Annotated in this window: 17 protein-coding genes; 16 read left to right on the top strand and 1 reads right to left on the bottom strand. The window is 66.6% G+C overall.

Features of this window, described 5'->3' with window-relative positions; translation table 11 throughout:
- The first annotated feature begins 1 nt into the window (after position 1).
- The 14 genes from ACZ0AV_RS12870 (at position 2) to ACZ0AV_RS12805 (ending at position 19,719) form a co-directional block, all read left to right on the top strand.
- On the top strand, positions 2 to 1,351 hold the full coding sequence (locus ACZ0AV_RS12870; protein ID WP_499151385.1) for a DotU family type VI secretion system protein: 1,350 nt from the start codon (positions 2 to 4) through the stop codon (positions 1,349 to 1,351).
- Positions 1,348 to 4,866, top strand: coding sequence for a type VI secretion system membrane subunit TssM (gene tssM / locus ACZ0AV_RS12865; protein ID WP_499151384.1), 3,519 nt, complete (start codon positions 1,348 to 1,350; stop codon positions 4,864 to 4,866). The genes ACZ0AV_RS12870 and tssM overlap by 4 nt, the downstream gene beginning before the upstream one ends.
- Positions 4,863 to 5,522, top strand: coding sequence for a type VI secretion system-associated protein TagF (tagF, locus tag ACZ0AV_RS12860; protein ID WP_499151383.1), 660 nt, complete (start codon positions 4,863 to 4,865; stop codon positions 5,520 to 5,522). The genes tssM and tagF overlap by 4 nt, the downstream gene beginning before the upstream one ends.
- Positions 5,519 to 6,247 carry a PP2C family protein-serine/threonine phosphatase gene (locus ACZ0AV_RS12855; protein ID WP_499151382.1) on the top strand — a complete coding sequence of 243 codons (729 nt, stop codon included), beginning with the start codon at positions 5,519 to 5,521 and terminating at the stop codon, positions 6,245 to 6,247. The genes tagF and ACZ0AV_RS12855 overlap by 4 nt, the downstream gene beginning before the upstream one ends.
- Positions 6,248 to 6,327: 80 nt before the next feature.
- Positions 6,328 to 9,345 carry a serine/threonine-protein kinase gene (locus ACZ0AV_RS12850; RefSeq protein WP_499151381.1) on the top strand — a complete coding sequence of 1,006 codons (3,018 nt, stop codon included), beginning with the start codon at positions 6,328 to 6,330 and terminating at the stop codon, positions 9,343 to 9,345.
- Positions 9,345 to 10,061, top strand: a complete 717-nt coding sequence (locus ACZ0AV_RS12845) for an ABC transporter ATP-binding protein (RefSeq protein ID WP_499151380.1) — start codon at positions 9,345 to 9,347, stop codon at positions 10,059 to 10,061. Before ACZ0AV_RS12850 ends, ACZ0AV_RS12845 begins: the two co-directional genes overlap by 1 nt.
- Positions 10,061 to 11,257 (top strand): FtsX-like permease family protein, encoded by a 1,197-nt coding sequence (locus ACZ0AV_RS12840; RefSeq protein WP_499153358.1) that lies wholly within the window; start codon positions 10,061 to 10,063, stop codon positions 11,255 to 11,257. Before ACZ0AV_RS12845 ends, ACZ0AV_RS12840 begins: the two co-directional genes overlap by 1 nt.
- Entirely contained in the window at positions 11,250 to 12,950 is a 1,701-nt protein-coding gene (locus ACZ0AV_RS12835; RefSeq protein WP_499151379.1) for a formylglycine-generating enzyme family protein, read from the top strand. The genes ACZ0AV_RS12840 and ACZ0AV_RS12835 overlap by 8 nt, the downstream gene beginning before the upstream one ends.
- 157 nt (positions 12,951 to 13,107) lie before the next feature.
- On the top strand, positions 13,108 to 13,986 hold the full coding sequence (gene tagQ, locus ACZ0AV_RS12830) for a type VI secretion system-associated lipoprotein TagQ (protein WP_499151378.1): 879 nt from the start codon (positions 13,108 to 13,110) through the stop codon (positions 13,984 to 13,986).
- A gap of 346 nt (positions 13,987 to 14,332) precedes the next feature.
- Complete coding sequence (locus tag ACZ0AV_RS12825) at positions 14,333 to 14,938, top strand: c-type cytochrome (protein ID WP_499151377.1); 606 nt, start codon at positions 14,333 to 14,335, stop codon at positions 14,936 to 14,938.
- Between the two features lie 152 nt (positions 14,939 to 15,090).
- Positions 15,091 to 15,720: a thiol:disulfide interchange protein DsbA/DsbL gene (locus ACZ0AV_RS12820; RefSeq protein ID WP_499151376.1), complete on the top strand. Its 630-nt coding sequence runs from the start codon at positions 15,091 to 15,093 to the stop codon at positions 15,718 to 15,720.
- 24 nt (positions 15,721 to 15,744) lie between these two features.
- A complete protein-coding gene (locus ACZ0AV_RS12815; RefSeq protein WP_499151375.1) occupies positions 15,745 to 16,608 on the top strand; it encodes an endonuclease/exonuclease/phosphatase family protein in 864 nt (287 codons plus the stop codon).
- Positions 16,609 to 16,610: 2 nt separating this feature from the next.
- Positions 16,611 to 18,599, top strand: a complete 1,989-nt coding sequence (locus ACZ0AV_RS12810; RefSeq protein ID WP_499151374.1) for a GGDEF domain-containing protein — start codon at positions 16,611 to 16,613, stop codon at positions 18,597 to 18,599.
- 223 nt (positions 18,600 to 18,822) lie between these two features.
- On the top strand, positions 18,823 to 19,719 hold the full coding sequence (locus ACZ0AV_RS12805; RefSeq protein ID WP_499151373.1) for a peptidoglycan DD-metalloendopeptidase family protein: 897 nt from the start codon (positions 18,823 to 18,825) through the stop codon (positions 19,717 to 19,719).
- A 35-nt stretch (positions 19,720 to 19,754) separates the two neighbouring features.
- Here ACZ0AV_RS12805 and ACZ0AV_RS12800 read toward each other — a convergent pair whose 3' ends face one another.
- Positions 19,755 to 20,498, bottom strand: coding sequence for an endonuclease/exonuclease/phosphatase family protein (locus ACZ0AV_RS12800; RefSeq protein ID WP_499151372.1), 744 nt, complete (start codon positions 20,496 to 20,498; stop codon positions 19,755 to 19,757).
- 496 nt (positions 20,499 to 20,994) lie between these two features.
- On the opposite strand from ACZ0AV_RS12800, the gene ACZ0AV_RS12795 reads away from it, so the two are divergent.
- Together ACZ0AV_RS12795 and ACZ0AV_RS12790 are read left to right on the top strand one after the other, a co-directional pair.
- Positions 20,995 to 22,488: an aldehyde dehydrogenase gene (locus tag ACZ0AV_RS12795; protein WP_499151371.1), complete on the top strand. Its 1,494-nt coding sequence runs from the start codon at positions 20,995 to 20,997 to the stop codon at positions 22,486 to 22,488.
- Between the two features lie 69 nt (positions 22,489 to 22,557).
- The gene (locus ACZ0AV_RS12790; protein WP_499151370.1) at positions 22,558 to 23,982 is read left to right on the top strand and encodes an APC family permease; all 1,425 of its coding nucleotides are present in this window, start codon (positions 22,558 to 22,560) and stop codon (positions 23,980 to 23,982) included.
- The last annotated feature ends 24 nt before the right edge of the window (positions 23,983 to 24,006 follow it).

Genomic DNA, 24,006 nt, shown 5'->3' with positions numbered 1-24,006 from the left:
GATGACCATCGACGATCCATTTGGCGCCTTGCCCGGCCAGCCCGGCAAGGGCAGTGACCCGGCGGGCAACGACCGCACCATGATCATGCCGCGCCCGGGTGGCCGCGCGGCCGAGCCTGCGCGCCCGGCGCCTGCCGGCTCGCCGCCGCCCGCCATGCCCAGCGCACCGCCGCTGGCCGCCCGTGGCCTGGGCATGAACCCTATCGAGGCCGCCGCCGGGCCGATGCTGGCCCTGCTGACGCGCCTGCGCAGCACCATTTCCCATCCCGCGCCGGCCAGCCTGCGTGCCCAGTTGCTCGGCTACCTGCGCCAGTTCGAGGACAAGGCGCGCGCTGCCGGCGTCGCCCAGGACGAAGTGATGCTGGCGCGCTACGTGCTCTGCACCGCGCTGGACGAGGCCGTGCTCAGCACGCCCTGGGGCAGCGCCAGTGACTGGAGCAAGCAGAGCCTGCTGATCACCCTGCACAACGAGGCCTGGGGTGGCGAAAAGGTCTTCCAGCTACTCGACCACTGCCTGCAGAACCCGCGTCAGCGCCTCAACCTGATGGAGCTGCTGTACCTGTGCATCAGCCTCGGCCTGGAAGGCCGCTACCGGGTCATGCAGGACGGCCGCAGCCAGCTCGATGCCCTGCGTGAGCGGGTGGCAGCGACCATTCGCAGCACCCGGGGCGAGATCGAGCGCGAGCTATCGCCGCACTGGCGCGGCCTGGTGGTCGCCCGCGATCGCCTGCGCCAGTTCCTGCCGCCCTGGGTGGCGGTGGCCATCGGCTTGGCGATCCTACTGGTGCTGCTGTTCGGCCTGCGCATGAAGCTGGCTGCCGAAGCCGAACCGGTATTTCGCAACCTGCATGCCCTTGGCGACGTGCCGGTGCAGACCATCGACCGGCCCGCCCAGCAGCCGCGCATCGTCGAGCGTCCGCGCCTGGCAGGCTTCCTGGCCGAGGAAATTCGCGCCGGCAAGGTCGCGGTGGAAGATGCCGTCGACCGCTCGGTGGTGACCATCCGCGGCGACCAGCTGTTCGCCTCCGGCAGTGCGTCGATCGCCGATGACTTCCAGCCGCTGCTGCTGCGCATCGCCGAGGCCATTCGCAAGGTCAACGGCCAGGTGCTGGTCACCGGGCACAGCGACAACCGGCCAATCGCCACGCTGCGCTATCCGTCCAACTGGAAGCTGTCCCAGGACCGCGCCCAGCAGGTGATGGACGTGCTGGCGGCCAAGACTGGCCAGCCCGCGCGTTTCCGCGCCGAGGGCCGCAGCGACACCGAAGCCAAGGCTTCGAACGATACGGCGGAGGGCCGCGCGCGTAACCGCCGGGTCGAAATCACAGTCTTTGCGGAGGGCGTCGAGTGAAGGCGTTGTTCGGTTTCATGGCCCGCTGGGTCATGCCGGTTTTGGGGTTGCTGGCGCTGAGCCTGGTGATCTGGTTCGTAGGCCCGCTGATCGCCATCGGCGGTTTCGAGCCGCTGGCCGGCAGCACGGTGCGCTGGGCGCTGATCATCCTGCTGTTCACCCTGTGGGCGGCCTGGCGGCTGATGCGCATCATCCAGGCACGGCGTAACGCCGCCAGGGTCATGCAGGGGCTGGTCGACGTCGCGCCGGACCCGACCAGCGTGGCCACCGCCGAGGAGCTGGCCACCCTGCGCCAGCGCATGGACGAGGCCCTGGGCCTGCTCAAGCGCGCCAAGCTGGGCGGTGGTGAGCGGCGCAACCTGTACGAGCTGCCCTGGTATGTGATCATCGGCCCACCCGGTTCCGGCAAGACCACCGCGCTGGCCAACTCCGGGCTGCGCTTTCCGCTCGCCGAGCAGATGGGCGCCGGTGCCGTGCGCGGCGTTGGCGGCACCCGCAACTGCGACTGGTGGTTCGCCGACGAGGCCGTGCTGCTCGACACCGCCGGGCGCTACACCACTCAGGACAGCCACGCGGCGGTCGACAAAGCCGCCTGGCTGGGCTTTCTCGACCTGCTGAAGAAGCAGCGCTCGCGGCGGCCCATCGACGGTGCCTTCGTCGCCATCAGCCTGTCCGACCTGCTGCTCGGCAGCGAAAGCGAGCGGGCGGCCCACGCCGTGGCCATCCGCGCCCGCGTGCAGGAGCTGTACACCCAGCTCGGCGTGCGCTTCCCGGTCTACGTGATGCTCACCAAACTGGACCTGGTGCCCGGCTTCATGGAGTTCTTCGATGGCCTGAGCAAGGAAGAGCGCGCCCAGGTCTGGGGCATGACCTTCACGCTCGACGACGGCAAGAGTGCCGAGGGCCCGTTGCAGGTGTTTCGCAGCGAGTTCGACGCGCTCGAGGCGCGCCTCAACGAGCGCCTGGTCGAGCGCCTGCAGCAAGAACGTGATCCGGCGCGCCGCGATCTGATCTACGGCTTCCCGCAGCAGTTCGCCGCGCTGCGTGAGGCGCTGGCCGGTTTCCTCGACGGCGTATTCAAGCCCAACCCTTACGAGGAACGGGTGCTGCTACGCGGCGTGTACCTGACCAGTGGCACCCAGGAAGGCAGCCCGATCGACCGGCTGATCGGTGCCATGGCGCAGAGCATGAGCCTGGACCGTCAGCACCTGGCCCGGCAGACCGGCACCGGCCGCAGCTACTTCATCGAGCGGCTGCTGCGTGACGTGGTGTTTGGCGAGCGCGGCCTGGTGGGTGCCAACCCCAAGGTCGAGCGGCAGAAACGCTGGCTGGCCCGCGGGGTGATCGCCGCGACCGTGGTGCTGGTGCTCGGTACCGCCGTGCTGTGGTTCGCCAGCTTTCGCGCCAACCAGGCCTACATCGCCGCCGTGGATGCCCGCGTGCAACCGCTGCGTGGCGAGCTGCAGGCGCTCAGCCCGGCGCAGCGCGAGGTACTGGCGGTGCAGCCGCTGCTCGATGCCATCCGCAACGTCAGTGGTGATGCACCGGGCTGGGCCGAAGGTTTCGGCCTGTACCAGGGCGACATGCTCGACAGCGAAGCCTCCAGCGTCTACCGCAAGCTGCTCATCGCGGTCATGGCGCCGCGGGTGCTGGCGCGCCTGGAGGAGCAACTGCGTGCCGGCGGCAATTCGGATTTCCTCTACGAAGGGCTCAAGGCCTACCTGATGCTCGGTGAGGCCGAGCGCTACGACGCCGACTTTATCAAGGCCTGGATTGCCCTGGACTGGGACCGCAGCCTGCCGCGCGACCTGCTGCCCGAGCAGCGAGAGGCGCTGAACGCGCACCTGGCCGCCCTGTACGACCGCCAGCCGCCTGTGGTGCGCCTCGACGAGCAACTGATCGAGGACGTGCGCCGGCAACTGCAGCGCCTGTCCGTTGCCCAGCGCGCCTACGACCGCGTCAAGCGCCAGAAGCTGCCCGACGGCATCCCGGACTTTCGCATCAGCGACGCCGCCGGGCGTGATGCGGCGCTGGTGTTCACACGCAAGAGCGGCAAACCGCTGAACGAGCCACTCAGCGGCTTCTATACCCAGCGCGGTTACCGCGAGGCGTTCCTGGTCGGCAGCGTCAGCCAGGCCGGCACGCTGGCCGAGGAACAGTGGGTGCTCGGCCGCAGCCTGGACGACGGGCAGAACGCCGCGGCCCTCGCCCTGGAGGTGCGCCGCCTCTACGTGCAGGACTACATGCGCCAGTGGGATGCGCTGCTCGCCGACCTCGATTTCGTGCCGGTGACCAGCGTGGCCCAGGCGGCCGACGTGCTGCGCGTGTTGTCCGGGCCGACGTCACCGCTGAAGAAGCTGCTGCAGGCGGTGGCCAAGGAAACCGACCTGCAGAAGGAGGAGCGCCTGGTCGCCGAGAAGCTCAAGGAGCGCGGCGACGATACCGTCGATCGTCTCAAGCAGCAGCTTGGCTCCCTGGTCGGGCAATCCGAAGAGGGCGTGAGCAATGCCCTGGCGACCGAGATGGACCCGATCACCGCGCATTTTGCCGAGCTCAACAGCCTGGTCGATGACGCCAACGGGCAGACTCCGGCTATCGACGCGCTGCTGCAGGACCTCAATGCGCTGTACGTTCAGGTCAGTGCCATGAGCGGCGCCAGCGGCGAGGCGCTGCTGGGCGAGTCGCGCAACCAGACCACCGCCGCCGCGGACCAGGTGCGCCTGAGCGCCGAGCGTCAGCCGCCGGTGGTGCAGGGCTTCTTGAAGTCGGTGGTCGGTTCGACCACCGGCACCATGATGGGCGGCATTCGCAACCAGCTGAACACCGCCTGGATGAGCGAAGTGGTGAGCGTCTATCGCCAGTCCCTGGCCGGCCGCTACCCGCTGGACCGAGGCAGCAGCCGCGATGCGACCCTGGACGACTTCGGCCACTTCTTCGGCCAGGGCGGGGTGCTCGACAGCTATTTCCGCAAGTACCTGCAACCCTATGTGGACACCTCGGCGAGCACCTGGCGCTGGCAGCCGGGCGCCGCGCAAAAGCTCGGCATAGGCAGCGGCGTGCTGCAGACTTTCCAGCGCGCGGCGAGCATTCGCGAGGCGTTCTTCCGCTCCGGCGGCACCCAGCCGATGGTGCGTTTCGAATTGCGCCCGGTGGCGATGGATTCCAGCATCGAGCAATTCCAGCTCGACCTCGACGGCCAGCAGTTCAGCTATGACCACGGGCCGGCGCGGCCGGTGGCCATGCAGTGGCCGAGCGCCAACGGTACCGGCGTGGTACGCCTGAACATCTCGCCGGCATCGGTTACCGGGCGTTCAGCCGTTACCCTGGAAGGCCCGTGGGCCTGGTTCCGCCTGCTCGACCAGTCGGACCTGGCCCAGGGCAACTCGCCGGATCGCTTCACGCTGCGCATGCGGGTGGACAACGCGAGCATTTCCAGCGAGCTGCGCGCCAGCAGCGCCTTCAATCCATTCCGCCGCCAGGTGGTCAGCGGTTTCAGCCTGCCGGAGCGTTTGTGAGCACACCAGGTTTCTACGGCAAACTGGCCGTACGGGGAGATTTCATTCATCGCGGCCTGAGCCCGGCGTTCGTCGAGGCCTGGGACGCCTGGCTGGCGGCCGGGCTGGAGGCCAGCCGCCTGGAGCTCGGCGATGCCTGGCTGGATGCCTATCTGATCAGCCCGCTGTGGCGGTTCGCCGTGGCGCCTGGCCTGCTCGGGCCCGAAGCGGTGTGCGGGGTGATGATGCCCAGCGTTGACCGGGTCGGGCGCTATTTTCCCTTGACCATCGTCCTCGCGCTGCCGGCCGATACCGATCTCGGGCACCTGGTCAGCGACAGCGACGACTGGTTCGAGCGTGCCGAGGGGCTGTTGCTGTCCACCCTGGAGGAGGGCGCCGATGCGCAGGCTTTCGAACACGCGGTGGAAGCCCTGGGCAGCCCGCTGCTGGCGACCTGCAGCGGGCAACGCTGGGGTGCCAGTGGCGCCGCGATATGGGCCATCGACAGCCCGCGATCGCGCGGGCTGGCGCTGATGCAGCAGGCGTGGCGCGGCGCCAGCCTGTGGTGGGGTAACGGCTCCGAGCGCGTGGCGCCCGGGCTGGTGCGTTTTGTCGGGCTGCCACCGGCCGAGGCGTTTGCTCGCCTGCTTGGTGAGTCTGCGGAGGGCGAGGCATGAGTCCATCGAGTGTCACCCGTTTCCAGTCGGCCAGCCATACCCATGTCGGCATGGTCCGCACGATCAACGAAGACGCCTGCCTGGATGCTCCGGACAACGGCCTGTGGGCCGTCGCCGACGGCATGGGCGGGCACGCCAGCGGTGATTTCGTCAGCAACCTGATCATCGACAGCCTGCGCAGCCTGCCGCCCAGCGCGGTGCTCGACACTTACCAGGGCGCGATCATCGACACCCTGGATCAGGTCAACGGCCAAGTGCGCGTCGAGGCCGGCAAGCGCGGTGGTGCGACCATGGGCAGCACCGTGGTGGTGCTCGCGGCGCGCGGTGCCGAAGCGCTGTGCCTGTGGGCCGGCGACAGCCGCCTGTACCGGCTGCGCAACGCGGACCTGCAACCGATCAGCCGTGATCACAGCTACGTTCAGGAACTGGTCGACAGCGGCCTGCTCGACGAAGAGGCCGCGCGCAGCCATCCCATGGGCAATATCGTCACCCGTGCCCTGGGCGTGCAGGATGAGCTGGAGCTGGAAACGGCGCGGCTGGACGTGCGCCCCGGCGACACTTTCCTGCTGTGCAGCGATGGCCTGAACAAGACGGTCGAGGATTACGAACTGCGTGAGGTGCTGGGGCACGAGGATCCGTACCAGGTGGTGCGTAGCCTGGTGCACCTTGGCTTGACCCGGGGCGCGCCGGATAATATTACCGCCGTGGTGATCAAGGCCTCCTAGCCACCTGCACCTGCTCCACTCACCATCCAGACATCTGCCGCGCCCGGGGTTCCCGGGCTGGCCTCGGAAGACCAAATAGCATGGACATGCAAATACCGGGTTACGACATCGAACGCGAGCTGGGCGATGGCGCGATGGCCGTGGTCTACCTGGCGACCCAGCGGTCCCTCGACCGCAAGGTGGCGCTCAAGGTGATGGCCGCGGCGCTCGCCGCCGACCCGACCTTCTGCGAGCGCTTCCTGCGCGAGGGCAAAACCCTGGCGCGGCTGTCGCACCCCAACACGGTGACCATCCATGATATCGGCAATGTCGGCAGCCTCTATTACATGGCCATGGAATACCTGCCCAACGGCACGCTCAAGGAACGCATCGCCGCGGGCCTGAGCATCGACCAGGGGCTGGTGTGGCTGCGCCAGATCGCCTCGGCACTGGGCTATGCCCACGCTCAGGGCATGGTGCACCGCGACGTGAAGCCGGCCAACATCCTGTTTCGTGCCGATGGCACCGCGGTGCTCAGCGACTTCGGCATCGCCAAGGCGCTGGATGACCGTACCCAGTTCACCCAGGCCGGGTTCGCCGTCGGCACACCCAGCTACATGAGCCCCGAACAAGCCCGCGGCCTGGACATTGATGGCCGGGCCGACCTGTATGCCCTGGGCGTGGTGCTCTACGAAATTCTCACCGGCAAGCTGCCCTATGTCGGCAGCGACTCGCTCTCCACGGCTCTGGCGCACCTGACCGAGCCGCTGCCGGCACTGCCCATGGTGCATGGCCGCTATCAGCCAATCCTCGAGCGCCTGCTGGCCAAAGATCCCAACCAGCGTTTCGCCAATGCCGCAGAGCTGATCGCCGCGCTGGACCGGTTGCAGGCACCTGCCGACGACGCCACGCTGTTCCAGCCACTGGCGCTGCCGGGCGCCGCTCAGACCGAAGGCGACACCGGCCTGCCGCCGCTGGCCGCGGTGTCCGTGGATATCCCGACCCATGCGCCTGCCGCCGAGCCGACCCAGGTGCCACCTGCGCAGCCTTCGCCGCTGGCGTCCTCGGTGCGTCAGGGCAATGCAGGCGGCAGCAGGAAACCGCTGATTCTCGGTGCGTCCCTGGCTGGCGTGCTGTTGCTGGCCGGTTGTGGCTACTGGCTGCTCGGTGCCGACGGAACAAAGCCAGCCTCGCTGCCCGTCGCCGGCGAGCCGGTTCAAGCCCAGGCCCAGCCAAATGGGGAGGCCGGGCCGATCTCGGCGGTGGCCGACAGCGATGGCGGTGATCGCCCGCTGCTGATGCCGGGCAAGAAAACCCTGTTCCAGCGCGTGCTGAGCAAGCCGGGCGCCAGGCTGGTCGATGAGGCCGGCGGCAGCGGCGGCAAGGACATGCCGGCGTTCTCGGTGTTCTACGTCTATGCCCGCGAGGATATCGACGGCCAGCCCTGGCTGCAGATCGGTGCCTCCAGCGACGGTCGTCGTGACGGCTGGCTGCCGGCTTCGGCGGTCAGTGACTGGAAGCAGAGCCTGGTGCTCAAGTTCACCGAACGCTCCGGCCGTGCGCCGGTGATGTTCGTGCGCGATGCCTCGGCGCTGGAGCAGTTGCTGGCCGAGCCGGCGCGCGCCCGTGAAGCGCTGCGCGAGGCGCTCAAGGGCACCGGCCACAATGTGGTGGCGGTCGAACCGGGCGGTAGCGCGGTGCCGCAGGACCAGTTCTACCTGCTGCCGATCTTCGACTCCGAGGAAACCTTCGACGCCAATGGCCAGCCGATGCAGTTGCTCAACGTCGCCTCCATCGACCCCGGCAATGCGCCACAGGCCCAGGCCGACAGCGCGCCGGCCGCGATGCCCGAAGGGTTCAGGACAGCCGTGGTGCTGGTGGTCGACACCTCGGTATCGATGCAGCCCTACATCGACCGCGTGCGCGACGTGGTGCACGAGCTGCAGGGCCAGATCGCCAGCCGGGGCGACCTCGACAGCGTCAGCTTCGGCATGGTCGGTTTTCGCAGCAACACCAGCAAGACCCCGGGCCTGGAATACACCGCCAAGACCCTGGTGAGTCTGGAGCAGGGCCGCGACCCCGAGCGTTTCCTGCAGCTGGCGCAGCAGATCAGGGCCACCGACGTGTCCAGCCACGACTTCAACGAGGACGCCTTCGCCGGCGTGATGCAGGCGGTCGATGACATGGACTGGAATGGCTACGGTGGCCGCCTGATCCTGCTGGTCAGCGATGCCGGTGCGCTGCGCAAGAGCGACCCGCTGGGCCTGACCCAGATGAACGAGGCCGAGGTCCGCGAGGCTGCCCTGCGCAAGCAGATCAAGATTTACGCCCTGCACCTGAAAACCCCGGCCGGCAAGCGCAACCACGGCTTTGCCGAACAGCAGTACCGCAGCCTGACCGCCGACCCCAACCCGCGCATCGGCGACCTGTACGTGCCGGTCGCGGGCGGCGACGTCAACGCCTTCGGGCAGAGCGTGTCGCAGATCGGCAGTGCCTTCGCCGACCTGGTGCATCAGGTGCGCACGGACAACCGCCTGCCCGAGCCCAGGGGCGGCGCGAGCATTGCCGACAAGTCGGCGGCGGTCGGTTACGCCATGCACATGGATTTCCTCGGCCACCAGAGACAGGCGCGCGCGCCCCAGGTGGTTACCGCCTGGACCAGCGACCGCGACATCACCGACCCGGCCCTGCCGGCCTTCCAGGTCTGCGTGCTGCTCACCAAGCTGCAGCTCAACGATCTGCAGCAATCGCTGCGCATGGTGGTCGACGCCGCGCGGCGCACGCAGAGCTCGCCCAAGGATTTCTTCCAGGAAATCGCCAGCGCCAGCGCGCACATGAGCCGCGACCCGTCGGCCTTGGTCAAGGGCGGCAACCTGGCCCAGAGCGGCGTGCTCGGCGAGTACCTTGACGGCCTGCCATACCGCAGCAAGGTGCTCAACATGAGCCAGGACCTGTGGCTGTCGCTCAGCGTTGCCGAGCAAGAGGATTTCATCGACGAGCTGGACTCGAAGATCCAGCTCTATGAGACCTTCCACAACGACACGGCCAACTGGGTGCGTTTCGGTGATGCGGCCCCCGGCGACGCGCTGTACCGCGTGCCCCTGTCGACGTTGCCCTGATGCTCAGCCTGGAGGCGATCAGCAAGACCCGCGGCACCGACGGGCAGCGCTATCGCCTGGACATCCCGGCGCTGCAGCTGCGCGCCGGGCAGCGCATCGCGCTGATCGGACCCAGCGGCAGCGGCAAGAGCACGCTGCTCGACCTGCTGGCGCTGGCCTTGTCGCCCGATAGCGGCGGCGCCCTGCGCTGGGACGAGGGCACGCGGTCACTCGACCTCGCCGAGCTGTGGCGCCTGGGCAGGCACGACCAACTGGCCGCCTTGCGCGCGCGAGCCTTCGGCTACGTGCTGCAGACCGGCGGGCTGCTGGGCTTTCTGACCGTGCGCGGCAATATCCAGCTGCCCCGCGAGCTGCTCCGGCTGCCGATGGAAGGCACCGTCGAGCAGTTGGCTGGGCAACTGGGCATCGCCGATCTGCTCGACCGGCTGCCGGGCCAGCTTTCCGTCGGGCAGCGGCAGCGCGTCAGCATTGCCCGCGCGCTGGCCCATCGGCCGACCATCGTGCTGGCCGACGAACCGACCGCGTCGCTGGACCCCGTGAACGCCGAGCGAGTGATGCAACTGCTGGTCGAGCAGGCTGCACAACGCGGCCTGTGCCTGGTGATTTCCACCCATGACGAAGCCCTGGCGGCGCGCTACGGGCTGACGGCCATGCGCCTTAGTGTGGCGCAGCGCGGCGATGGTGGCGTAACTGCGCGCCTGGAGGCGTCATGCTGATGGGGCTGGCACTGTTTGCCCGGCTGGCCTGGCAGGACTACCGCTGCGACGCGCGCCTGTCCTGGTGCTCGATCCTGGCCCTGGCGGCGGTCATCGCGCCCCTGCTGGTGCTGTTCGGCCTCAAGTTCGGCCTGGTCACCACGCTCACCGAGCGCCTGGAGCGCGACCCCACGGTGCGTGAGATCATCCCGCTCGGCGGCGCCCGCTACAGTCTGCAGGCCATCGAGGCGCTGGCCCGGCGTGACGATGTCGGTTTCGTGATCCCGCGTACCCGGCAGATCGCCGCCACCGCTGACCTGCAGGGGCCGAGGGGTGTCCTGAACGTGGAAATGCTGCCAACCGCCGAAGGCGACCCGCTGCTCGGTGACCTGCCGGCGCCCGGCGAGACGGACGGCGTACTGCTCAGTCAAAGTGCCGCCGAGAAGCTAGGGGTGAAGGCCGGCGATGTGCTGCAGGCCGGTTTCGGGCGCAGCGTGGCGGGCCAGCCGCAGTACGCGCGCAGCGGTCTGCGCGTGCAGGCGGTATTGCCGGTGGCGGCATTTTCCCGGGATGCGCTGTTCGCGCCGCTGAGCCTGTTGGAGGCCGTCGAGGATTACCGCGATGGCCTGGCCGTGCCAAGGTTCGGCTGGCCGGGCGAGCAGGCCGCAACGCAGCGTGAGCGGGTCTACCCTGGCTTCAGGCTCTATGCTCGCGATCTCGACGCGGTGGAAAGTCTGCGCCGGTACTTCCAGGCCCAACAGCAGGCCGTGGTGACTCAGGCCGAGGCGGTGGCGCAGGTGCGCACCCTGAGTCGCAACCTGGCGTGGGTGTTCTGGTCGGTGGCGTGCCTTTCCCTGGCCGGTGCCTTTGCCGCGCTCACTGCCAGCACGCTGGGGGCCGTGGAGCGCAAGCGTCATGAGCTGGCGGTACTGCGCCTGCTGGGCTTTCCGGCCGCTGCGCTGGTCGCCTTCGTGGTCGTGCAGGCGTTGTACACCGGGATTGCCAGCCTGTTGCTGTCGCTGCTGCTGTATGCAATCGCCGCCAGTGGCCTGAACCTGTTGTTCCAGTCGGCGTCCGGCGAATATGCTTGCCGACTGTTGTTCTCCCATTACCTGCTGGCGGCACTGGCAACGCTGCTGTGCTGCATGCTCGCGGCCGCTGCTGGTGGTCGGCGGGCGGCCTACCTGGAAGCCTCGGAAGGATTGCGTCATGTATAAGGTGTTGAGTGCCGCACTGGTTCTGTCCTGCTTCTGCGGGGCCGCCCGGGCCGAGGCGGATGCCGACCCGCTCTACAACCCCAAGCCGCTCAAGGGCGACGTGAGCCTGCCTCTGCCCTGCGATGGGCAGATGGTCTTCCGGCATGTCTACGTGCTGGCCAAGGGTTCGCTGGACGATCACGAGGTGACCCTCGGCTACCCGTTCAGCGAAGGCGAGCCGGGCTACCAGCAGTCGTTCATTTCCGGCTACCGGCGTGACTACATCAACGGCCAGTTCACCCTCGGTGACCTGTCCAAGGACTGGCAGGCCAAGGTGCGCGGTGAGCTGCCCAAGGCCGATGGCGTGACCCCGCTCAAACCGATGCTGTACTTCATCGGCAAATACGAAGTGACCCAGCGCCAGTACGACCTGGTGATGGCCCAGGCGCCCTCCCTGGCCGGTGAGGGCGAGCCGCCGGCCTGCGAGGCACCCGCCGGCATGGCGGGCAGGTTGCCCAAGGTCAGCCTGTCGCGGTTCGACGCCGAGCGTTTCGCCGCGGTGTACAGCGCCTGGCTGCTGAAAAACCACCGCGACCTGCTGCCGATCAGCGGGCGCAGCGGCAATGGCGAAGACGGCGGCCAGGGCTTCGTGCGCCTGCCCACCGAGGTGGAGTGGGAGTACGCCGCCCGCGGTGGTCACGCGGTCAGCCGGCAGCAGCTCGAGGCGCGGCTGTTTCCGCGCCCGGTGGAAGGCAGTGACAGTGACGGCCCGCTAGGCGACTGGGCGGTATTCAATCAGGTGTCGGGCGGCACCGGGCAGAACGCGCGGCTGCTGCCCATCGGCCTGAAGAAGCCCAACCCGGTCGGCCTGTTCGATGTCGTCGGCAACGCCGCGGAAATGGTCCAGGAGTCGTTCCAACTGGTGCATGCCGGGCGGCGCCAGGGCACCTATGGCGGCTTCGTGGTCAAGGGCGGCAATTACCTGGAAGGCGAGATGACCCTGTTCACCGGCATGCGCCGCGAGTACCCGCTGTTTGCCGCCGACGGCACCGAACAGCGCAACGAGACCACCGGTTTTCGGGTGTCCATCGGCGCGCTGTCGGCCCCGCGCTCGCGTTACAAGGAACTGTTTGCGCAGTGGAAGGACGAAGGACGAGTCAGTACGCTCACCGATGAGATAGACGAAGACCAGGACGCCACCAAACTGCTCGATGGGCTGATCGCCAATAGCGACGATCCGCAACTGCGCGATCGCCTGGCAATCGTCAACGAGGAGCTCAAGCGCAGTGTCTCGCTGATCGCCAAGCAGCGTGAGGATGCCGCCGGCAACCTGATCCAGTCGGCAGCCCTGGTGGCCGAAACGATCAACAACTACAACATTCGCCTGACCAATTTGCGCAAGAGCCGTGACGAGGCTCGCAGTGCCAAGGATGAAACCTCGGCGAAACTGTTCGAGGCGGCAATGGCCAATGGGCAGAGCGCGCTGGACGGCGCGCTGGCGATCTACATCGACAACCTGGCAAACGGGACGCGCTACAGCAATGCGGTCATCCAGGCACAGTTCCAGCGCACCAAGGAAGAGCTGGCGCGCAAACCGGTACTGGGTAAAAGTCTGGTAAACCGGGCTACGCTGTTCGTGCGCCATGTTGGCGAGTACCGCAAGAATCGCAAGGCCGACGCAGGGGCGATTCTCAAGCAACTGCTGGCGCCGTGACGGTGATGGCATTGCAGCAACGAATGCCGGGTATCGGTCGTTGACCGGTACCCGGTTGCAAGGAACTCTGGCGGCCCTGGCCGTGATCAAGCGGACGGCAGTCACCCGACGCCGCCTGAATGGAATAAACACTCACTCAAGTACGAGATCGACGACGATGCAAAATCCCAACAAGGCCCTCGCTTTTTCCTCGATACGCACTGCGCTGCTGTCCGCCGTCACCTGCGCCAGCGTGCTGCTTGTCGGCTGTGCCGGCTCGCCAAGTTCTCAGGTGGCCTCGAGCACCAAGGCCGAGTTCTTTCCGCAATGCTACGAGCCGGTTACCCAATTGCGCAGCTCCGACGAAGCGATGAGCCGCAGTGTCGCCATCGGCGCTGTGACCGGCGGCCTGATGGGCGCCCTTGGTGGCGCGCTGGTGGACGACGAGAAGCGCGGCCGCAACGCTGCCATCGGTGCCGCCGGTGGTGCATTGGCCGGTGGCGCGCTGGCGTACTACAACCAGCGTCAGCAGCAGATCAGCGACGACAACGCGCGCCTGGCCTCCTACGCCACCGACATCAACACCAACAACCAGAACATCGACCGCAACATCCGTTACGCCTCCGCCGCGCAGAGCTGCTACCAGCAGGCGTTCACCCAACTGCGCGCCGATCGCAAGGCCAACAAGATCAGCGACGCCGATGGCCGCAAGCGCCTGGCCGAGATCGTCAGCGGCCTGAACGAAACCAACGCGCTGCTGGCCAAGGTCGACGGCCGTACCGGTGAAAACGTCAGCACCTACACCCAGGCTTACGAGAAAGACCTGCAGACCGTGGGCATCGAGCGCAAGGAAGTCACCAAGGTGGCTGCCGCCAAGCAGCCGAAGCCGACCGCCAAGGTCACCAAGGAAGTCATCACCACCGAGCAGTCGCTGCAGACGGCCAAGGCCAAACAGAAGGAAAGCCAGCAGGTGGCCACCCGTGGTCGCACGCTGGTCAGCGACGTGTGCAACAACCCGGACATGGGTGACTGGGCACCGGCCAGCTGCAAGGCCTGATCGACGCGTCATGAGAAAACCGCGCCTGGCGCGGTTTTTTTTTGTGCGCGGTATCTTGGCAGCGACGGCCTGTGGCTCACCGCGCCGGCTGATGCGAAGGTGCGGGCGCGGTCGTATAGACTGGCCGGCGAGCGCAGGCGAGCGAAATGTAGGTGCGGGATTGATGCCGGTCACTATCGGATCGCCCAGGCTGGGCAATCATGGCAGGTACCGCGTGGGTGCCGGGCCGCTGCAGGCCGGTCGGGCAGCTCGCTGCCGAGCGAATCATGCGACCCCCGGCCGCGGGTGGTCGTACGGGCGAACCGCGGCGCGGCATACTACTTCCCTAGCCGTTTTGGATGAGCTGATGAACAACATACGAGTGAGCCTGCTGTTGGCTCTGGGCCTGGTCGGGGCCGTTCAGGCTGCCGGCGATCCGGTAGCCGGCCAGGCGAAGACCGTCGTTTGCGCGGCCTGCCATGGTGCGGATGGCAACAGCGTGCTGGCGAATTTTCCAAAACTGGCCGGCCAGGGCGAGCGCTACCTGCTCAAGCAGATGCAGGACATCAAGTCGGGCGCCCGCCCGGTAGTTGAGATGACCGGCCTGCTCGAGCCACTCAGCGAACAGGACATGGCCGATATCGCGGCGTATTACGCCCGTCAGAAGATGAGTGTCGGCGCTGCCGAAGCGCGGCTGGTCGAACGCGGGCAGGCGCTGTTCCGAGGCGGCAAACTGAGCGAGGGCATGCCGGCCTGCACCGGCTGCCACGCGCCGGATGGCAGCGGTATCACCACCGCCGGCTATCCTCATCTGGGTGGCCAGCACGCCGGCTATATCGCCAGGCAACTGACCGCCTTCCGCGAAGGCGAGCGCAGCAACGATGGCGACAGCATGGTCATGCGCGACATCGCCGGCAAGCTCGGCAACAAGGACATCGAGGCGCTGTCGAGTTACCTCCAGGGCCTGCACTGAGGCGCTGATCGGTGTTTATCAGGCAGTAATGAAAAAGGGTGGTGCCGACCACCCTTTTTCATTGGCGAGCCCGCTACAATGGAGGGAACCTGCCGGGTAGCGACCAGTCGAAACGACGCTGTCCGCAGCACCATCATAGCTAGGAGTCATGCATGCGTAATCTGATCCTTTCCGCGGTTCTGGCGGGTGCCAGCCTGTTTGGTGTCGCCGCACACGCCGCCGAGATCGAAGCCGGTAAGCAGTATGTCGAACTGAGCAACCCGGTGCCGATCTCCAAGCCTGGCAAGATCGAAGTGGTCGAGCTGTTCTGGTATGGCTGCCCGCACTGCTACCAGTTCGAGCCGACCCTCAACCCCTGGGTCGAGAAACTCCCGGAAGATGTCAATTTCGTGCGTATTCCTGCCCTGTTCGGCGGCGTATGGAACGCCCACGGGCAGATGTTCCTGACCTTGGAAAGCATGAAGGTCGAGCACAAGGTGCACAACGAAGTGTTCCGTGCCATCCACCAGGAAGGCCGCAAACTGGCAACGCCAGAAGAAATGGCCGATTTCCTGTCCACCCAGGGTATCGACCGTGACGCCTTCCTCAAGGCGTTCAACTCCTTTGGCGTGAAGAGCCAGATGGAAAAGGCCAAGAAGCTGGCCATGGCCTACCAGATCAATGGCGTACCGGTGATGATCGTCAACGGCAAGTACCGTTTCGATATCTCCAGTTCGGGCGGCCCGGAGCAGACCCTGGAAGTCGCCGACCACCTGATCGCCAAAGAGCGCGCAGCCAAGTAATCAGCCTACACGGAGCGCCCAGCCATGCTGCGCCGCCGTTCGATGCCCCGTCAGGCCGGCCTGTGTGATCCGCAGGTCAATCCTGATTGCACCCCGGACGGCGAATGGCCGCAGAACGGGCGCCTGCGTCTGCTCAGCTTCAACATCCAGGTCGGCATCAGCACCGAGCGTTACCACCACTACCTGACGCGCGGCTGGCAGCACCTGCTGCCGCATCAGGGGCGTGCCGGCAACCTGCAACGTATCGGTGATCTGCTCGGCGACTACGATATCGTGGCGCTGCAGGAAGCCGACGGTGGCAGCGTGCGCTCCGGCTTCATCAACCAGATCGAACACCTGGCGCGCCTTGGCGCCTTTCCCTACTGGTACCAGCAGCTCAACCGCAACCTCGGGCGTTTTGGTCAGCACAGCAATGGCTTGCTCAGCCGGCTGCGGCCGACGCTGCTGGAAGATCATCCGCTGCCGGGCCCCGCTGGGCGTGGCGCGATCCTGCTGCGCATCGGCGAGGGCGACGAGGCCATCGCCGTAGTGATGATGCACCTGGCGCTCGGCCCGCGTACCCGCACCCGGCAGTTGGCCTATATCCGTGAGCTGATCAGCGGTTACCGCCATCAGATCCTGATGGGCGACATGAACACCCACGCCGCCGATCTGCTGGAGAACTCGCCATTGCGCGATCTCGGCCTGGTCGCGCCGCAGGTCGAGGCGACTTTTCCAAGCTGGCGTCCGCAGCGCTGCCTCGATCACATTCTGCTCAGCCCCGGCCTGGAGCTGGAGCGCTTTCAGGTATTGGCCCAGCCGATCTCCGATCACCTGCCGGTGGCGGTGGAAATTCGCCTGCCCAACGCCTTCGTCCCGCCGTTGCCGCCGCGTATACAGGAGCGCTGAACATGGCTGACGACGCCCAGCGATGGCGCGAAAAGTACCTGTCCAACCTGGAGCAGCAGGAAAAGCTCGAGCGCCGCTGGGACGCGCGCATCGACCTGCTGCGCCGTGGCCTGGTGCGCAGCAGCCTGGCAGCGGAGGGCTCCGACAAGTCGGTCGATCAATGCATGCAGGACCTGCGGGAAATCCTGCGCCGTGATGACATGGATGCCGGGCTCAGTGCACTGATTCCGCGCCTGGAAAAGACCGTGCTGGACTCCGAGCAGCGCCGTCAGCAGCGCATCGAGCAGGTCGCCAGCGGGCTGTCGAACCTGGTGGCGCAGTTGCTGAAGATGGACCTGCCGAGTGATGTTCGCAAACCGCTCAAGCGCTATGCCAAGCAGGTCGATCAGCGCGCGCGACAGGCCCGCGAGCTGCCTGCGCTGCTCGCCGAACTGAGCCAGTTGCAGCAGCAGGCGCTGCAGGTCCTGGGCGGCGAGCAGGTGGCGCGGCCGGGCTTTATCGAGCGGCTGTTCGGCCAGCGTGACGCGGCCGGTGCACCGTTGCCGGTGGAGGGCACCGCCGAGATCGCTCCAGCTGCCCCGGCACTCCCTGTCGATACTCCGCCCGGCCTCGCACACCCTGATCTCGCTGCGTCGGCGCCCGAGCCCGCGGCTAGCGCTGCAACTGCGACCATGGCGTCAGGCGAGGCGCTTGCGCCAGTCAGGGCGGCGGAGCCGGCGCGCTTCACGGCAAGCCCCGCTGCACCTGCCGCAGCGGTGTTGCTGGACAGCCTGCCGTTGCCATCTGCCTTGCTGATGCCGGTGCCGAGTGCCGTGCCGGTGGCCGAGCCCGCCGTCGACCAGCCAGTAGCCGCCGATGAGCGGCCTGCGCCAGCCGAGCAGTCGCTAGCCGAGGCGCCGCTTGACGCCGATCCCCGGTACGCGCTGCCCGCTGCGCTGGAGCCAGGCTACAGCGCCATCGCCAGCCACGTCGAAAGTAGCCTGCTGGGGCTGCTCGAAGAGCTGCCGCTGCCGGAGCGCCACCAGGCCCAGGCCGATGTACTGCGCCAGCGCATCACTGCCGGTCTCAACATGTATGAGCTGGTGCCGGTGCTCGATGACCTCGGCGTGCTGATGCTGGCGATCGCCGACGTTGGCCAGCGCGAGTTCGAAGGGTATCTCAAGCAGCTCAATCAGCGCCTGGCAGCCTTTCAGGGCAGCCTCAAGGATGTCCACGCGGACTACGCCGATTCGGCCCAGGCCGCGCGCAGCCTGGATACCGAGCTGCGCCAGCAGGTCGATGGGCTGCACAACAGCGTGCAGGAAGCCACCGATCTCGACAGCCTCAAGAACCTGGTGGAGAACCGCCTCAGCGGCCTGCTCGGTACCATGGAGCAATACCAGCAGCAGCGCGACGAGCGCGAGCAGCAGGTCGGCGAGCGGCTGCAGATTCTGGTCGAGCGCGTGGCCAGCATGGAGCTCGAAGCCAAGGGCTTTCGTGACCACCTCGAGGAACAGCGGCAAAAGGCCCTGCTCGACCCGCTTACCGGATTACCCAATCGCGCTGCCTGGACGGAGCGCCTGGACCTTGAACTGGCACGCTGGCAGCGCTACGGCGGCGATCTGCTGCTGGCGGTGCTGGACATCGATCACTTCAAACGCATCAATGATGATTACGGCCACCTGGCCGGCGACAAGGTGTTGAAGATCATCGCCAGCGAGTTGTTCAAGCGCCTGCGCAAGACCGATTTCATCGCGCGCTTCGGCGGCGAGGAGTTCGTGCTGCTGATCCCCTCGACGCCCATGGAAGGTGGCCTGACGTTGCTCGACACTTTGCGTTCGGCCATCGAAAGCTGCCCGTTCCACTTCAAGGGTGAGCGCGTGACCATCACCCTGTCCGGTGGCATCAGCGCGTTCAGCGCCGCGGAGCGCAGCGAACAGGTGTTCGAGCGTGCCGACCAGGCGCTCTACCGCGCCAAGCGTAGCGGTCGCAACCGCATCGAGCAGGGGTGAAGCGCGGGCAGGCCCGGTTTTCAGGGCGCTGATCGGTTTCGGTTGACCGTGCCCTGGGCGGGCTGCTGGTCCGTGCCGGTGGGCGCGGTGTCTGCCGGTTCTGTGCGCCAGGGCCCGGCAAGGTTGTGCCGATTGTCGCAAAGCGCGCCGGCGACAGTCGCCCGCCCGGCGAGACGCTGCTAGTCTTGCCCCGCCGAACACTTCATAACCAGATCGACTCGATATGCTAGGGCGCTTCTCACTCTTCCTGGGACTCTGTGCGTTTGCCTGTCAGGCCTGCGCGCTCACGGTCTACAAGTACACCGATGCCAACGGCGTGGTCACCTACAGTGACAAGGCCGCGCCCGGTGCGAAGGTGTTCGTGTTCAGCGACCGCATGGTCGAGAAACTCGATAACCAGGTGAAGCTGGAAACCCGCAAGCACGCGGCAGGCGAGACCCTGCTGGTGCGCAACGACCTGTATGCCCCGGTGCAGGTCCAGCTCAAGCTCGAGCAACTGAGCAACGTCAGCGGTGCGCCGGGCAAACCGATCAATTGGGTACTGCCGCCGCGCAGCGAAATCCGCCTGGCCACGCTGGCGCCGCTGGATCCCGCCAAACCGCTGCGCTACACGCCGAAACTCAACTATGCCCTGGGCGACCCGCGGCTTTTGCCGATCAAGCAGCCGTACCCGCTGCCGTGGCGCGGTGGGCCGTTCCGCCTGACCCAGGGTGCCAACGGCCAGTACAGCCACTTCACGCCCAAGGGGCGTTATGCCCTGGACATCGCCATGCCTGAAGGCACGCCTATCGTCGCGGCGCGCGCCGGTGTGGTGGTGAAAACCGAGAATGCCCAAAGTGGGCGGGGCAACAATCCCTCCGGCAACTTCGTGCGCATCCTGCATGAGGACGGCACCATGGGCGTCTACCTGCACCTGATGCAAGGCTCGGTGAGCGTGCGTGAGGGGCAGCGCATTGCAGTCGGCGCGCCGATCGGCCGCTCCGGCAATACCGGCAACAGCACCGGCCCGCATTTGCACTTCGTGGTGCAGCGCAACGTGGGCATGGCGCTGGAGTCGATTCCCTTCGAGTTCGCCCAGCCGGTGGACAGCCTGCCCAATTTCGCCGTAGGGGGCGACTGAGGCACCCAGCCTCGGCTATCGGCTCGAGCCGCCAGTCAGGCCTTGCCCAGGCGACAGCTCAGCGCACAGTGGTCGGACACGCCGGTCGTCAGCCTGGCGTTTTCCAGCCGATAGCCCGACGTGTGGAACAGCCCATCGACCATGAAGGGGATGTCGCCGGCGCGGTGCAGCGAGCCGTCGATGCTGCTGGTGTAGTGCGCCGGTACGCCGTCGATGAAGTGTTCGGCGAGCAGGTCGAAGGTGGCGCGGCCGCGCGGTGCGTTGAAGTCGCCCACCAGCAGCAGGTCACCGGCCTGCTGCGCCTGTGCCTTGGCCAGGTCGATCAGCTTGCCGGCGCATTCGCGCTGGTGGGGCGTCGAGGTGCCGAGCGGGGTCACGTTGAGGTGGGTGACGGCGACGCGGAAGCCGCGGACCGTGGCACTGAGCATCACTTCGGCAATGCTCAGAGGATCGGCCATGCGCTTGCCCTCGGCAGTGACGAAGGCCATCTCCTGAATGCGCTCGGGGTTGCCCGAATAATACTCGGCTGCCACGTCGAGCACGGCATCGTCACGCGCGATCATGCCGACGCCCACCACATTGGCAGGACCCTCTTGCGGATAGCGCGCCATGGGCGCGAAGACCATGGTGCTGCCCATCAGGGCCTCGAAGAACGGAATGTCGCGCTCGCAGAGTTCCTGCAGGCAGAGCAGATCGGGCCGTTCACGGGCGATGAACGCCTCGACGCGCGGCAGGTGTCTGGAACGTTCGATATTGATGGACGCGATGTCGAGCGGCATGGGATCTGGGAAAGGTGACGGCATGGAAAAGGGCGTTTGGATGCTATCGGGGGGCTGCCACCAGGGAGGAAAGCGCAGCGCATGGTTGGACGAAGTATACCTGACGCTCGCCGCAAAGGCCTGCTCGGAGCCGGCGTGAGCACGCCTGCGCGGTTGTCATTGGCCGCGCGGCCGTCAGTTTCACGACGCCTGGCGTCTCCAGGCAGCCAGCTGGCGCACCGTCGTGGGGCGCTCGATTGCCGCCTGGTGTCTGCCAACGGGCTGTTCATTCGCGGCCGAGTCGCGTCGGCCGGGCGCGGGCGCGGGTGTGGATTTCCCGGCCTGGCAGCGGCTCGCCAATTTGTACGAAAGTGGTGCGAATTGCCCGCTATTGGTGCCCTGTAGGCCAGTTTTTTCGTATGTCCCGATGATATTTTTAATATTTTTCCAATGACCCCCGTTCGGCCACTATCAGCCTCAACAGCTATCAAGTGGCCATAAGAAAAGGGGAAGGGCGGTGTACGGACTCGGTGATTGGCAGCAACGTGCTCAGCGGCAAACCTTCATCAGCCAGGCGATCATCGGCGGTCGTCGGGTCGCGGCGCAGTCCGGCGCTACCTTCGCCTCCGTCAATCCGGCCACCGGGCAACTGCTCGCCAGCGTTGCCGCCTGTGATGCTGCCGATGCCGACCTGGCAGTGCGCGCGGCGCGCCAGTCCTTCGAGGCCGGTGTCTGGTCGCAAAGGGCGCCGGCCGAACGCAAGCAGGTGCTGCTCAAGCTCGCCGAGTTGATCCTCGCCCACCGCGATGAGCTGGCGCTGCTCGACTCGCTTAACATGGGCAAGCCGGTGATGGACGCCTGGAACATTGACGTGCCTGGTGCCGCCGGGGTGTTTCGCTGGTACGCGGAAAGCCTCGACAAGCTCTACGACGAAGTGGCGCCAACGGCGCGCAACGTGCTCGCCACGGTGACGCGCGAGGCGCTGGGCGTGGTGGCGGCGGTGGTGCCGTGGAATTTTCCCCTGGACATGGCGGCCTGGAAGCTCGCCCCGGCATTGGCGGCGGGCAACTCGGTGGTGCTCAAGCCGGCCGAGCAGTCGCCGTTCTCCGCGCTGCGCCTGGCCGAGCTGGCGCTGGAGGCGGGCGTGCCGGAGGGCGTCTTCAACGTGGTCACCGGTCTTGGTGAGCAGGCTGGCAAGGCGTTGGGGTTGCACATGGATGTCGATTGCCTGGCGTTCACCGGCTCGACCGAGGTCGGCAAGCTCTTCATGGGGTATGCGGCGCAGTCCAACCTCAAGCAGGTCTGGCTGGAATGCGGCGGCAAGAGCGCCAACCTGGTGTTCGCGGATTGCCAGGACCTGGACCTGGCGGCGGAAAAAGCCGCCTTTGGTATCTTCTTCAATCAGGGCGAAGTCTGTTCGGCCAACTCGCGCCTGCTGGTCGAGCGCTCGATTCACGACGCCTTCGTCGAGCGCCTGTTGAGCAAGGCCGGCGACTGGCAACCAGGCGACCCGCTGAACCCGGCCAGCCGCGCCGGTGCGATTGTCGATTCAGGGCAGACGGCGCGGGTCATGGCATTCATCGGCGACGCCCAACGTGAGGGTAGCCACCTGCTGTGCGGGGGCCGCCAGCAGCGCTTCAACGGCTCGGACAACTTCATCGAGCCGACCATCTTCACGGGTGTCTCGCCGACCAGCCGGCTCGCCCGTGAGGAAGTGTTCGGCCCGGTGCTGGCCGTGATGCCCTTCGACGACGAAGACCAGGCCGTGCAACTGGCCAATGACAGCATCTATGGCCTGGCCGCGTCGCTGTGGAGCGACGATCTCAATCGCGCCCATCGCGTGGCGCGCCGCCTCAAGGCCGGTACGGTATCGGTCAATACCGTCGATGCCCTGGATGTCAGCGTTCCCTTTGGTGGTGGCAAGCAATCGGGCTTCGGCCGCGACCTGTCACTGCATTCGTTCGACAAGTACACCCAACTGAAGACCACCTGGTTCCAACTGCGTTGCTGATCGACGGCGGTCTGGCTGCGTGTGCGGTTTTCCTCCATGCAAAACGATAACATCGCAGGAGCGTTACAGATGACTGACGCCGATATTCGCGTAGCTTCAAAGCCCGTCGACAGGCGGGTTGAACCTGGCAAGGCGAGCAAGCCGCTGGGGCTTGCCGCACTGCTGGCGGTGTCTATCGGTCTCGTCATATCCCAGGGTGTGATGGTGCTGATGCTGCAGGGTGCAGGCATTGCCGGGCCGGCTTTCCTGATCCCGCTGTCGCTGGCGTTCCTGCTGGCGCTGAGCTACGCCTTTTCGTTTTCCGAACTGTCGTTGATGATCCCGCGCGCCGGCAGCCTGAGCAGCTACACCGAGGTGGCGCTGGGGCATTTTGCGGCCATCGTCTCGACCTTCTCCGGGTACGTGGTGGTGGCGATGTTCGCCCTGTCGGCCGAACTGCTGCTGCTCGACCAGATCATCAGCCATGTCTACCCGGGGCTGTTCCCGAGCATGAGCGTGGCGGTCGGCGTGCTGGTGCTGTTTACCCTGCTCAACCTGCTCGGCATCGATATCTTCGCCCGTCTGCAGACGGCCCTGGCGACGGTGATGCTCATCGTGCTGCTGGCGCTGGGGCTCTCGGCAGTCAGCGGCAGCGGTAGCGAGCCGGCCCTGACCGGGGGCTTGCCGGCGGACTGGAACCCGATGGGCGTCGGGGTGCTGACGCTGGTCGCGCTGGCAATCTGGGGCTTCGTCGGCGCCGAGTTCGTCTGCCCGCTGGTGGAAGAGTCGCAGCGCCCCGAGCGCAACATTCCGTGGGCCATGATCCTGGGGATATCGATTATCTTCGTGACCATCGCGCTCTATGTGCTGGGTGCGCTCTACTACGTGCCGCAGGACCAGTTGGCCAGTAGCGGGTTGCCGCATTTCCTGTATGCCACCGCGCTGTTCGGTGAGACCGGCAAACATGTGCTGGTCATCGCGGCGATCACCGCCACCTGCAGTACCCTCAACACCTCCCTGGCAGCCATTCCGCGAATGCTCTACGGCATGTCGAAGAATGGCCAGGCGTTCCCTCAGTTCAAATTGCTGAGCAGCCGTTTCAACACGCCCTGGGTGGCGGTACTGTTCGTGGCCGCCATCACCGGGTTGCCGATCCTGTTCATGGGCGACGATCCGGGTGTCGTCGGCATGTTGCTGATCGCCGCGGCAATCGCCTGGCTGTTGGCCTACGTCGTCTGCCACCTGGACGTGATCGCGCTACGCCGTCGTTATCCCGATCTGCGCCGGCCCTTCCGCACCCCGTTCTATCCGCTGCCACAGCTGCTCGGTATCGGTGGCATGCTGATCTCCATCTACTACGCCTCGCCGTCGCCGGAGATGACCCGGTCGATCTTCACCAGCGCAGGTGTGGTGCTGGGGCTGGTGTCGCTGATCGCCGTGGTGTGGATCAAGCTGGTGATGCGCAAGCCGCTGTTCACCCCGGAACCGCTCGAAAACGTACTGAACCGTCAATGAACTCCGCTCGGGGCGATGTGCCCC

The organism is Pseudomonas sp. AC532 (genome assembly GCF_979258965.1).
The sequence above is the reverse complement of the archived record's forward strand: the minus strand, read 5'-3'. Positions and strand labels throughout refer to the sequence as shown.